Source organism: Streptomyces sp. WI03-4A, assembly GCF_033792105.1.
In the GTDB taxonomy this organism is placed as follows: Bacteria; Actinomycetota; Actinomycetes; order Streptomycetales; family Streptomycetaceae; genus Streptomyces; species Streptomyces collinus_A.
The window spans coordinates 1-11461 of the sequence record NZ_JARAUO010000082.1; the positions used below are offsets into that span (position 1 = coordinate 1).

Here is an 11461-nt window from a genome sequence, read left to right on the forward strand (position 1 = left end):
GTAGACACGTTTGCCGCCGATCCGCTTGACGTCGGCTGAGGGTGTCGCCGGGGGCGCCCGGCGGCTGCCCGGCCGACAGCAGGGTCACCGTACGGGCGGCGGCCCCGGACGCGGCCCAGGCGGCGGCCCGAGCGGTGCCACGGCCGCCGCCCCCGGGCCTGCGGCCGCCACCCCGGCTGCTACGGCCGCCACCCCGGGTCCCGTCCGCTCAGGCCCACCGCGCGGTCGAGGAGCGGCGCGTCCTCGGGGACGGCGACCGGCGGGCCGAACGGGCTGTTCTCCGGGTTGGCGGCCGCGGCCCGGAGGAAGGTGAGGGACGCGCCGAGGGCGGCCGGATCGGGGGTGTAGGGCAGACCGGTCGCGCGGGCGAGGTCCCAGGCGTGGATCACCAGTTCGTCGGCGGCGACCGGGCCCGCGATCTCGGCGGGCAGGTCGATCCCGCCCGCCCGGGTCGTGCCGGTCCAGGCGGCCGGGTCGCGCCAGGCGTCGGCGAGCTCGTCCAGCGCCTTGGGCAGTTCCTCGCGCCAGCCGGGGCCGATGTCCGGCACGACGCTGTCCGGGCTGGTGTCGGTGGTGGCGCCGAGGTCCTTGCGGGCCGCGTCGCGGAAGGCGACGGACAGCCCGAGCAGGTGACCCAGCAGGTTGCGTACGGCCAGGTCGGGGCAGGGGGTGGGGGCCGAGAGCTGGTCGTCGGTCACGGCCTCGGCGAGCTGCGCCACGATCCGGGCCTGGGGGCCGAGGTCGAGCAGGTGGTCGGACATGCCTGGCTCCTCGATGGTTGGTGCGGTACCCGTACGGAGTGCTGACCGCACAGCGCGGGGAAACTCATCGGTCCGGCGGAGACCCGCCGCCGTCGTCCCGCGGCATGGGGCAGGTGCCCGATGCCCGCGCGCCCTCCTCAGACCCACGATGGGCGGGCATGACGATCTCCTCCACGGTGCCCCGCGTGCTGCGGGACCGCAACGCCGTCCTGTGCCTGACCGGCTCGCTGGTGTCCGCCTTCGGCACCTCCTCGCTGTGGCTGGCGTCGGGCGTGTGGGTCAAGGACCTCACCGGTTCGGACGGCCTGGCCGCGCTGTGCGTGTTCGTCCTGTGGGCGCCGGCCGCGGCGGGCCCGGCGCTCGGCACGCTCGCCGACCGCTGCCGCCGCAGGCCCCTGCTCGTCGCCCTGAACCTGGGCCTGGCCGTCCTGCTCCCCGCCCTCTTCGCGGTCCGCTCGCCCGGCCGTCTGTGGCTGCTGTTCGCGGTGCTCTTCCTGTACGGGGCCGCCGGTGTCGTCCTGGATGCCGCCGAGTCGGCCCTGGTCGCCGCGGCCGTCGGCCCTGACCTGCTCGGTGACCTCAACGGGCTGCGCACGACGGTCACCGAGGGCATGAAGCTGGTCGCCCCGCTGACCGGGGCGGGCCTCTACACGGTGGGCGGCGGCCCGGCCGTGGCCTGCCTCGACGCGGTCACCTTCGTGGCCGCCGCCGGGCTGTGCGCCCTGCTCCGGGCGGCCGAGGGGCGCCCGGTCCGCTCCGGTGCCGGCTGGTGGCGGGAGACGGCGGAGGGCGTGCGCCGCCTGTGGGGGCACCGGGGGCTGCGGCCGCTGGTCGGCGCGGGCGGTGCGACGATGCTGTGCGCCGCGCTGGGCAGCACGACGCTGTACGCCGTCGTGGACCGTCTCGGCCACTCCCCCGCCTACCTGGGCGTGCTGTACGCCGTCCAGGGTGCCGGTTCGGTCGCGGCCGGGCTGGTCTCGGGCCCCGCGCTGCGGCGGCTGGGCGGGCCCCGGTTCGCGGCGGCCGGGATCACGCTGACGGCGGCCGGGGTGGCGGCGCGCGCCGTTCCCTCGGACCCGGTGGTCCTGGTGTCGGGCGCGGCGGTCGGGCTGGGGCTGCCGTGCGTCCTGATCGCCGCGCTCACCGCCGTGCAGCGGGAGACGCCGGGGCCGCTGCTGGGCCGGGCGACCGCCACCGCGCACACGGTGCTGTTCACCCCGAACGTGGCCGGTCTCGCCGCCGGAGCCGCCCTGGCCGGACCGGCCGGCCCCGTCCCCCTGTGTCTCCTGACCGCCTCGGCACTCCTGCTGACGGCGGCCACCCTCACCGCCCACCGACCGCCCACCACGCCACGCCCCGCGTCGGGGTCCCGGCCGGACGCCGACCGCGCGTGACGCAGCGCCCGTTGCGTCACTCCCACGGCGAACGCCCGTGCCGCGTCCGCGACGACCGCGCCCGGGCGCCACCGCGCGGCCGGCGGCCGGCAACCCCGAGTGAGGCAGCCCCCGTTGCCCCACTCCCGAGGCACGCGCGCGTGCCGGGCGCCACCGCGCGGCCGGCGGCCGGAATCCCGCTCCCGGGGCCGCCCGCCGTTCAGCGCGCGGCCAGCGCCGCTCGTACCGCCGCGAGGTCGCCGTCGGACGCCAACCCCACGTGATACAGGCGCAGTTCCGTCGCCCCCAGGGCGCGGGCGCGGGCCGCGTCCTCGGTGAGCGTGCCGGGGCTGCCGCCCATGCCGGCGACCACCGTGAGGTTGGCGGCCAGGACCGTGTCCGCGCGGGCCCGCTCGGCGAAGGGGGTCAGCAGGGCCGGGCCCGCGGTGCACGGCACGACCACGCCGTCCGCGACGGAGAGGACGTGGGCCGGGTCGACGCCCGCGTTGGCGCCGCAGTGGTAGGGCACCGGGTCCGCGTGCAGAAGGACCTGGAAGCCGTCGGGCGCGGCCGCGCGCACGGCGGCGACGGCCTGCTCCTGGAGGGTGCGGGCGGTGGTGTCGCGCCACGCGCGCGTGGCGGCGGCCCGGTCCTCGCCGAGGAGCTTGCCGACCGTGGGCCAGCCCCCGTCGTCGGCGGCGCCGCGCCACAGCGGTTCGAGGGCGTCGCGCACGGCGGCCGCCAGTTCGTCGGCGTCGAGGCCCTTTTCGCCGTACCCGCTCCGGCAGGCCGGGCAGAAGCAGAGCGACATCAGGTACTGCCCGGCGTCCCCGAGACCGACCCCGGCGGTCTTGTCGTGGGCGTGCAGGTGCTGCAGGCCGTACCAGCCCAGGGATTCCAGCTCGGTGCCCCGCGCGCCGGGGCGCACGGCGGCCTCGGCGGCCAGGTCGACCAGGTACGCGCGCGTGGCGGGCTGGGCGATGCAGGGGGCCCACGGGTAGCGGTCGCCGTAGGCGTTGACGACCGAGGTGTCCGGATGTTCCGCGCCCATACGGGAGTTGTGCGCGAGGACGACCCAGGTGTGCACCTCGAGACCGGCCGCGGCGAGCGCCCCGGCGGCCTCCCCGTAGGCGTCCCCGGGCGCCCAGCGGCCGGCCGGGTAGGGCCGCAGCCCGCGGCCCGCCCAGCGGTGGCCGACCGGGTAGAGGGCGGCCGCGTACTCGGCGGTGACGATGCGGTGGCGCGGGTGGCGGGAGGTGAGGGCGCGGGTCGAGTGGTAGGCGGAGGCGAGGGTCACCTGCTCGACGCCGAGGGCGGCGATGCGGGCGGGGGCCTCCGGGTCCCCGCCGACGTCCCATGGGTAGACGAACGCCGACGCCTTCACGCGTCCCCCTCCAGCAGCGCGTGTCCGCGCTCGATCAGCCGGGCCAGCCGTTCGACGTGGTCCTCGGACGGTTCGTGCAGCGGCGGGCGCACCTCGCCGACGTCCAGGCCGCGCAGCCGTACGCCCGCCTTGACGAGCGAGACGGCGTAGCCGCGGCCCTGCGCGCGCAGTTCCACGAAGGGGCGGTAGAACCCGTCCAGGAGGCGGCGCACGGTGTCCTGGTCGCCGTCCGCCAGGGCCCGGTGGAAGGCGACGGCGATCCCGGGGGCGAAGCAGAAGACGGCGGAGGAGTACAGGGTGATGCCGAGGGCGCGGTAGGCGAGCTGGGTCTGCTCGGCGGTGGGCAGGCCGTTGAAGTACAGGAAGTCGCCGGGGGCCTCGGTGCGCACGGCGCTGACGATCCGCTGCATGAGGTCCAGGTCGCCGAGGCCGTCCTTGACACCGATGACGCCGTCGGTGCGGGCGAGGGCGACCGCGGTGGCGGGGGTGAGGACGGCGTTGTCGCGCTGGTAGACGATCACCGGCAGGGCGGTGGCCGCGGCGATCTCCCGGTAGTGGCGCAGCAGCCCCTCCTGGGGGGCTTGCACGAGGTAGGGCGGCATGGCGAGGAGCCCGTCGGCGCCCGCGTCCTCGGCGAGGCGCGCGTAGCGGACGGCGAGCGCGGTGCCGTACCCCGCGCCCGCGACCACCGGGACCCGCCCCCCGGCCGCCTCCACCGCCGCCCGGACGCAGGCCTCGAACTCCTCGGGCAGCAGCGCGTGGAACTCCCCGGTGCCGCAGCAGGCGAACACGGCGGCGGCACCGTCCGCGACACCCCGGCGCACGTGGGCGCGGTAGACGTCGAGGTCCACGGTGCCGTCGGGGCCGTAGGCCGTGACCGGGAAGAACAGCGGCCCGCTCGGGTCGCGGAACCGGGCGGCGAGAGGGGCTGGCGTCACGGGCGCTCCCTGTCGGTGCAGGTCATCGGTGCATGTTCCTGATCTGCGTCCATATTCATGAACAACTTCACGCTACGGGGCACCCTCCGGGGCGGTCAAGCGGTCACACCGGCGGCACCGCGGCGGATTCCCGCACGCCACAGCACACTTGACCCGGCGCCCGACCCTCTTTAGCGTGACCCTGCGTCTACGGATGTGAATGCCCGCTACGCACGCGAACCGTACGCGTGCCGTCGACACAGGGTCGGCACAGGGCTCGCCGCAGGATCAGCGCAGGACTTCGCCCAGGACAGCAAGGAGACCGAGGATGCCCGCTCCCCGCACCGTTCTGCTCACCGGCGCCGCCGGCGGGCTCGGCACGCTGATGCGGTCCCTGCTGCCGGAGTACGGCTACACCCTGCGCCTGTTCGACGTGCGGCCGGTCGAGGGCGCGCCGGACGCGATCACCGCGGACCTCGGCGACAGGGAGGCGCTGCGCGAGGCGGTGCGGGGCGTGGACGCGGTCCTGCACCTCGCGGGCATCTCCCTGGAGGCACCCTTCGAGAAGATCCTGCGGTCGAACATCGAGGGCACCTACCACCTGTACGAGGCCGCCCGCCTCGAAGGCGTGCCGAGGATCGTCTTCGCCTCCTCCAACCACGCCGTCGGCTTCACCCCCGCCCCGCGGCCGGGCGAGGCGCTGATCCCCGTCGACACCCCGCGCCGCCCGGACACCTTCTACGGCCTGTCCAAGTCGTTCGGCGAGGACCTGGCCCAGCTCTACTGGGACAAGCACGGCCTGGAGACCGTCTCGGTGCGCATCGGCTCGTGCTTCCCGGAGCCGACCAGCGTGCGCATGCTCTCGGTGTGGATGAGCCCGGCCGACGGCGCCCGCCTCTTCCACGCGGCCCTGACCGCCGACGGGGTCGGCCACACGGTCGTCCACGGCTCCTCCGCCAACACCCGCCTGTGGTGGGACCTCACGTCCGCGCGGGCCCTCGGCTACGAGCCGCGGGACGACTCCGAGCCGTACGCGGACAAGCTGATCGCCGAACAGGGCGAGCTGGACCCGGACAACCCGGCCCACAGCCACCTGGGCGGCCACTTCGTGAACGACCCGCCCATCTGGCCGTACTGAGGCGCCTTCGGACGGCCGGAAACGGCCACCCGCGCGGCGGGCGGGCACCGAACGGGCCCGCCCGCCGCCGTGTTCGGGCATCCGGGCCGCCCGCTCAGACGCGGCCGCGCACGGCCGCGCAGGTCCGAGCCGGGCACAGCGCACGGCGAACGGGCACACCCGGGCAGCATCGGACCCGCAACAGACCTGGTCGGCGCCGCACCCCCGCTGTAGAAATTCCCCCAGGGCCCGAACGGGCGGCTCCGGAGGAAGAAGCGGGTGACGGCATGAGTACCAGAACGGCGGAAGAGCGCCAGCGCGAGATCGTGCGCGCCGCGCGCGCCACCGGCTCGGTCGACGTCACGGCGCTCGCCGCCGTCCTGGGCGTGGCCAAGGAGACCATCCGGCGCGACCTGCGGGCGCTGGAGGACCACGGCCTGGTCCGGCGTACGCACGGCGGCGCCTATCCGGTGGAGAGCGCCGGTTTCGAGACGACGCTCGCCTTCCGCGCGACCAGTCACGTGCCCGAGAAACGCAGGATCGCGGCCGCCGCCGCCGAGCTGCTGGGCGACGCGGAGACCGTGTTCGTCGACGAGGGCTTCACCCCTCAGCTCATCGCCGAGGCGCTGCCCGCGGACCGGCCGCTGACCGTGGTCACCGCGTCCCTGCCGGTCGCGGGCGCCCTCGCCGAGGCCGAGCACACCCAGGTGCTGCTGCTCGGCGGGCGGGTCCGGGCCGGCACGCTGGCCACCGTCGACCACTGGACGACGAAGATGCTGGCCGGCTTCGTGGTCGACCTCGCCTACATCGGCGCCAACGGCATCTCCCGCGAACACGGTCTGACCACCCCGGACCCCGCGGTCAGCGAGGTCAAGGCGCAGGCCATCCGGGCCGCGCGGCGCACTGTCTTCGCGGGCACGCACACCAAGTTCGGGGCCGTCAGCTTCTGCCGGTTCGCCGAGGTCGGCGCGCTGGAGGCGATCGTGACGAGCACCCTGCTGCCGGCCGCCGAGGCCAACCGTTACTCCCTGCTGGGCCCGCAGGTCATCCGGGTCTGAACCGCCGACTCACCCACCCCCGGGGGTGCTTCACACCGAAGCCCGCCCCTTATATACCGATACATCCAGGAGCGATTCATGCGCACCCCGAGCCGACGGAGGCCGCGAGCCGCGCTCGCCGCGGCCGCCGCTGGGACGCTGCTCGCCCCGCTGCTCTCCGGCTGCTGGGTCGGGGCCGGCGGGACCGGTTCCGGCGGCGACTCCATCAACGTGCTGATGGTCAACAACCCCCAGATGACCGAGTTGCAGAAGCTGACCGCCGCCCACTTCACCCGGGAGACCGGCATCAAGGTCAACTTCACGGTCCTGCCCGAGAACGACGTCCGCGACAAGATCAGCCAGGACTTCGCCAACCAGGCCGGCCAGTACGACGTGGCCACCCTGTCCAACTACGAGATACCGATCTACGCCCGCAACGGCTGGCTGCACGAGATGGACTCCTACGTCGGCCGGGACCCCGGCTACGACGAGCAGGACGTGCTGAAGCCGATGCGCCGCTCCCTGACCGGCGACGACGGCAGGCTCTACGGGCAGCCCTTCTACGGCGAGTCGTCCTTCCTGATGTACCGCAAGGACGTCTTCTCCGCGAAGGGCCTGAAGATGCCCGCCCGCCCGACCTGGCGGCAGGTGGCCGACCTCGCCGCGAAGGCGGACGGCGCGCGCCCCGGCATGAAGGGCATCTGCCTGCGCGGACTGCCCGGCTGGGGCGAGCTCATGGCCCCGCTCACCACCGTGGTGAACACCTTCGGCGGGACCTGGTTCGACAAGGGCTGGAAGGCCCGCCTGGACTCCCCCGAGTTCGTGAAGGCGACAAAGTTCTATGTCGATCTGGTCCGTGCGCACGGCGAGTCGGGCGCGGCCCAGTCCGGGTTCGCCGAGTGCCTCAACGACATGACCCAGGGCAAGGTCGCCATGTGGTACGACGCCACCTCGGCGGCGGGCCTGCTGGAGGCGGACAGCTCCCCGGTCCGGGGCAGGCTCGGCTACGCCCCCGCCCCCGTGGAGCGGACCCCGTCCTCCGGCTGGCTCTACACCTGGGCCTGGGGCATCCAGAAGGCCTCCCACAACCCGGACAAGGCGTGGAAGTTCGTCTCCTGGGCGTCGAGCAAGGGGTACGAGCGACTGGTCGGCCAGACCAGCGGCTGGCCGAACGTCCCGGCGGGCAAGCGGGCGTCGACCTACACGAACGCCGACTACCGCAGGTCGGCCGCCGCCTTCCAGGAGATGACCCGGCGGGCGATCGAGAGCGCCCGCCCGGACGACCCCGGCGTGCAGCCGCGCCCCGCGCCCGGCATCCAGTTCGTCGGCATCCCCGAGTTCACCGACCTCGGCACCAAGGTCTCCCAGGAGATCAGCGCGGCCATCGCCGGACACCAGTCCACGGACGCGGCCCTGCGCAGGTCCCAGCAGCTCGCAGAGAAGATCTCCAAGGAGTACGAGGGACGATGACAGCGACGACGGCTCCCCTCACGGCCACCGCCGTACGCGCGGCGAAGCAGCCCCCCGCCCGGCTGCGCGCCTGGGTCACCCGGGCCCCGCTGCTGCCGGCCCTGGTCTTCATGATCGTGGTGACCCAGCTGCCGTTCGTGGCCACGCTGGTGATCTCCTTCTTCGACTGGAACGCCCTCTATCCCAGGGCCCGCCGGTTCACCGGCCTCGCCAACTACCGCCAGGTGCTGACCGACACGGACCTGCGCCACTCGGTGTGGACGACCGTGCTGCTCACGGTGGCGGTGGTGCTGGCCAGTCTGGTCCTGGGCCTCGCCCTGGCCCTGCTGCTGGACCGCAGGTTCCGCGGCCGGGGGATCGTCCGCACCCTGCTGATCGCCCCCTTCCTGGTGGTGCCGGTGGCCGCCGCCCTGCTCTGGAAGCATGTGCTCTACAACCCCGAATACGGCCTGTTCAACGGGCTGTTGCACTATGTGGGCGGCCCACAGCCCGACTGGATCTCGAACACCCCGCTGCTCGCGGTCGAGGCCTCGCTGGTGTGGCAGTGGACGCCGTTCATGATGCTGATCCTGCTGGCCGGACTGCAGAGCCGGGACCAGCAGCAGATCGAGGCCGCGCGGGTCGACGGCGCGAGCGACTGGCAGGTCTTCCGCCATCTGACCCTCCCCCACCTGCGCCGCTACCTGGAACTCGGCGCCCTGCTGGGGTCGGTCTACATCGTGCAGAACTTCGACGCGGTCTTCACCCTCACGTCCGGCGGCCTGGGCACGGCGAACCTGCCCTACACCGTCTACCAGAGCTTCTACCAGGCCCACGAGAACGGCCTCGCCTCGGCCGCCGGCGTCCTGGTGGTCATCGGCTCCATCGTCATCGCGACCTTCGCCCTGCGCGTGGTGTCGTCCCTGTTCCGCGAGGAGGTGTCCCGCGCATGAGCGCAACGGCCGTACGGCGCAGGGCGCGCCGGGGATCCGGTCTCGGCCTGGTGGCCTGGCTGGCCGGCGTCGTCTTCTTCCTGCCCATCGCGTGGATGGCCCTGACGTCCTTCCACTCCGAGGCGGACGCGGCGACCAACCCGCCGTCCCTCACCGCCTCCCTCACCCTGGACGGCTACCGCGAGTTCTTCGGCACCGGCGGCGGCGCGAGCCCGTGGCCCGCGCTGATCAACTCCACGGTCGCGTCCGTGGCGTCCACGGTGTGCGTGCTGCTGCTCGCCCTGCCGGCGGCGTACGCGCTGTCGGTCCGGCCGGTGCGCAAGTGGACGAACGTGCTGTTCTTCTTCCTGTCCACGAAGATGCTGCCGGCCGTGGCGGGCCTGCTGCCGATCTACCTGTTCGCCAGGAACGCCGGGATGCTCGACAACATCTGGCTGCTGGTCGTCCTCTACACCTCGATGAACCTGCCGATCGCGGTGTGGATGATGCAGTCCTTCCTGGCCGAGGTGCCGGTGGCGGTCATCGAGGCGGCCCGGGTGGACGGCGCGCCCCTGCCGGTGATCCTCGCGCGCGTGGTGGCCCCGATCGCCCTGCCCGGCATCGCCGCCACCGCCCTGATCTGCTTCATCTTCAGCTGGAACGAACTGCTGTTCGCCCGGGTCCTGACGGGCGTGGTCGCCGGGACCGCCCCCGTCTTCCTGACCGGCTTCATCACCAGCCAGGGCCTGTTCCTGGCCAAGGTGTGCGCCGCGTCGCTCGTCGTCTCCCTGCCGGTGCTCGCCGCGGGGTTCGCCGCCCAGGACAAGCTGGTCCAGGGCCTGTCATTGGGAGCCGTGAAATGAAGGCCGCCGTCATCGAGTCCGTGGGCCGCGCCGTCGTCACCGAGGTCCCGGACCCCACGCCCGGGCCCCGCGAGGTCGTTGTCGAGGTCGCGGCCTGCGGTCTGTGCGGCACCGACCTGCACATCCTCCAGGGCGAGTTCGCGCCCAAGCTGCCGATCGTGCCCGGCCACGAGTTCGCGGGCACGGTGGTCGGGGTCGGCACCCAGGTCACCGAGGCCGCGGTCGGCGACCGGGTGGCCGTCGATCCCTCCCTGTACTGCCACGAGTGCCGCTACTGCCGTACCGGCCACAACAACCTGTGCGAGCGCTGGGCCGCGATCGGCGTGACCACGGCGGGCGGCGCGGCCCGGTACGCCGTCGCCCCGGTCGCCAACTGCGTGAAGCTGCCCGAGCACGTGCGCACCGAGGACGCGGCCCTGGTCGAGCCGCTGTCCTGCGCGGTGCGCGGGTACGACGTGCTGCGCGCCCGCCTCGGCGCGCACGTGCTGATCTACGGCTCCGGGACCATGGGCCTGATGATGCTCGAACTGGCCAAGCGCACCGGCGCGGCCAGTGTGGACGTGGTGGACGTCAACCCCGCCCGGCTGGAGACGGCCCGCCGGCTCGGCGTCTCGGGCGCGGCGGCCGGCGCGGACGACCTGGACCGGCCGCAGGGCTGGGACGTGGTCGTGGACGCGACCGGCAACGCGGCGGCGATCCAGGACGGCCTGGACCGGGTGGCGAAGGCGGGCACGTTCCTGCAGTTCGGGGTGGCGGACTACGCGACCCGGGTCACCATCGACCCGTACCGGATCTACAACCAGGAGATCACCGTCACCGGCTCCATGGCGGTGCTGCACAGCTTCGAGCGGGCGGCCGAGCTGTTCGCGGGCGGGGTGCTGGACCCGGAGGTGTTCATCAGCGACCGGATCCCGCTGGAGCGCTACCCCGAGGCGCTGGAGCAGTTCGCCGCCGGGGTGGGCCGCAAGATCGTGGTGGTGCCCTGAGCCGACCGGGGGTGCCCTGAGCCGATCGGGGGGCGCGGGGCCGCCGGGACGTCGGTAAGGGAACGGTAAAGCGGTGTCGTTCGTTCACCCGGCATGACAGCTATGACCCCTGGCTCGAACATCCCTCTGCCGGTCGCACGCGTGACGGTGGACGTCGCCGCCCCGGTGCGGCTCGACGTGTCGGGCCTGCTGCTCACCGCCGACGGCAAGGTGCGCTCCGACGACGACTTCATCTTCTACAACCAGCCGGCCGGGCCGGGCGTGACGTACACGTCCGGAGGCGGCGCGGCGCCCGACGCGATCACGGTCGACACCGCCGCCGTGCCGCCGGAGATCGAGAAGATCGTGGTCACGGCCAGCCCGGACGCGGCCGGCCAGACCTTCCAGGGCATCGAGCCGACCGCCACGGTCCGGGACGCCGACGGCGGCTCGGTCCTGGCCACCTTCACACCGCCGCAGCTCGGCACCGAGACCGCGCTGGTGGTCGTGGAGATCTACCGCAGGGGCGGCGCCTGGAAGGCCCGGGCCGTCGGCCAGGGGTACGCGAACGGCCTCGCGGGCATCGCGACGGACTTCGGTGTCTCGGTGGAGGAGCCCGCCGCCCCCGCGGCCGCGCCGCAGCAGCCGGCCGCCCCGCCCGCC

11 protein-coding genes are annotated in these 11461 nt (G+C 74.0%); 8 read left to right on the plus strand and 3 right to left on the minus strand.

Annotated features, from left to right (window positions below):
* Positions 1 to 179 precede the first annotated feature (179 nt).
* Positions 180 to 761: a TIGR03086 family metal-binding protein gene (locus tag PV343_RS39760; RefSeq protein ID WP_319151928.1), complete on the minus strand. Its 582-nt coding sequence runs from the start codon at positions 759 to 761 to the stop codon at positions 180 to 182.
* Positions 762 to 919: 158 nt separating this feature from the next.
* On the opposite strand from PV343_RS39760, the gene PV343_RS39765 reads away from it, so the two are divergent.
* Positions 920 to 2155 carry an MFS transporter gene (locus PV343_RS39765; protein ID WP_319151929.1) on the plus strand — a complete coding sequence of 412 codons (1236 nt, stop codon included), beginning with the start codon at positions 920 to 922 and terminating at the stop codon, positions 2153 to 2155.
* 199 nt (positions 2156 to 2354) lie between these two features.
* Here PV343_RS39765 and PV343_RS39770 read toward each other — a convergent pair whose 3' ends face one another.
* Both PV343_RS39770 and PV343_RS39775 read right to left on the minus strand, forming a co-directional pair.
* Positions 2355 to 3518 carry a hypothetical protein gene (locus tag PV343_RS39770; protein WP_319151930.1) on the minus strand — a complete coding sequence of 388 codons (1164 nt, stop codon included), beginning with the start codon at positions 3516 to 3518 and terminating at the stop codon, positions 2355 to 2357.
* A complete protein-coding gene (locus PV343_RS39775; protein ID WP_319151931.1) occupies positions 3515 to 4456 on the minus strand; it encodes a 5-dehydro-4-deoxyglucarate dehydratase in 942 nt (313 codons plus the stop codon). The genes PV343_RS39770 and PV343_RS39775 overlap by 4 nt, the downstream gene beginning before the upstream one ends.
* A 307-nt stretch (positions 4457 to 4763) precedes the next feature.
* Between PV343_RS39775 and PV343_RS39780 the strand changes: the two genes are divergently transcribed.
* The 7 genes from PV343_RS39780 to PV343_RS39810 form a co-directional block, all read left to right on the plus strand.
* A complete protein-coding gene (locus PV343_RS39780) occupies positions 4764 to 5573 on the plus strand; it encodes an NAD-dependent epimerase/dehydratase family protein (RefSeq protein ID WP_319151933.1) in 810 nt (269 codons plus the stop codon).
* Positions 5574 to 5839: 266 nt separating this feature from the next.
* Positions 5840 to 6610, plus strand: coding sequence for a DeoR/GlpR family DNA-binding transcription regulator (locus tag PV343_RS39785; RefSeq protein WP_319151934.1), 771 nt, complete (start codon positions 5840 to 5842; stop codon positions 6608 to 6610).
* A 78-nt stretch (positions 6611 to 6688) separates the two neighbouring features.
* Complete coding sequence (locus PV343_RS39790; protein ID WP_319151935.1) at positions 6689 to 8059, plus strand: ABC transporter substrate-binding protein; 1371 nt, start codon at positions 6689 to 6691, stop codon at positions 8057 to 8059.
* Complete coding sequence (locus PV343_RS39795) at positions 8056 to 8991, plus strand: carbohydrate ABC transporter permease (protein WP_319151936.1); 936 nt, start codon at positions 8056 to 8058, stop codon at positions 8989 to 8991. The genes PV343_RS39790 and PV343_RS39795 overlap by 4 nt, the downstream gene beginning before the upstream one ends.
* Entirely contained in the window at positions 8988 to 9833 is an 846-nt protein-coding gene (locus PV343_RS39800) for a carbohydrate ABC transporter permease (protein ID WP_319151937.1), read from the plus strand. The genes PV343_RS39795 and PV343_RS39800 overlap by 4 nt, the downstream gene beginning before the upstream one ends.
* A complete protein-coding gene (locus PV343_RS39805; RefSeq protein ID WP_319151938.1) occupies positions 9830 to 10819 on the plus strand; it encodes a zinc-dependent alcohol dehydrogenase family protein in 990 nt (329 codons plus the stop codon). Before PV343_RS39800 ends, PV343_RS39805 begins: the two co-directional genes overlap by 4 nt.
* A gap of 93 nt (positions 10820 to 10912) precedes the next feature.
* Positions 10913 to 11461: TerD family protein (locus PV343_RS39810; protein WP_319151939.1), on the plus strand; the 549-nt coding region annotated here is incomplete at its 3' end.

Coding starts and splice junctions, on each gene's coding strand:
- PV343_RS39760 (WP_319151928.1), bottom strand. CDS start 761: ATGTCCGACCACCTGCTCGACCTCGGCCCCCAGGCCCGGATCGTGGCG.
- PV343_RS39765 (WP_319151929.1), top strand. CDS start 920: ATGACGATCTCCTCCACGGTGCCCCGCGTGCTGCGGGACCGCAACGCC.
- PV343_RS39780 (WP_319151933.1), top strand. CDS start 4,764: ATGCCCGCTCCCCGCACCGTTCTGCTCACCGGCGCCGCCGGCGGGCTC.
- PV343_RS39785 (WP_319151934.1), top strand. CDS start 5,840: ATGAGTACCAGAACGGCGGAAGAGCGCCAGCGCGAGATCGTGCGCGCC.
- PV343_RS39790 (WP_319151935.1), top strand. CDS start 6,689: ATGCGCACCCCGAGCCGACGGAGGCCGCGAGCCGCGCTCGCCGCGGCC.
- PV343_RS39795 (WP_319151936.1), top strand. CDS start 8,056: ATGACAGCGACGACGGCTCCCCTCACGGCCACCGCCGTACGCGCGGCG.
- PV343_RS39800 (WP_319151937.1), top strand. CDS start 8,988: ATGAGCGCAACGGCCGTACGGCGCAGGGCGCGCCGGGGATCCGGTCTC.
- PV343_RS39805 (WP_319151938.1), top strand. CDS start 9,830: ATGAAGGCCGCCGTCATCGAGTCCGTGGGCCGCGCCGTCGTCACCGAG.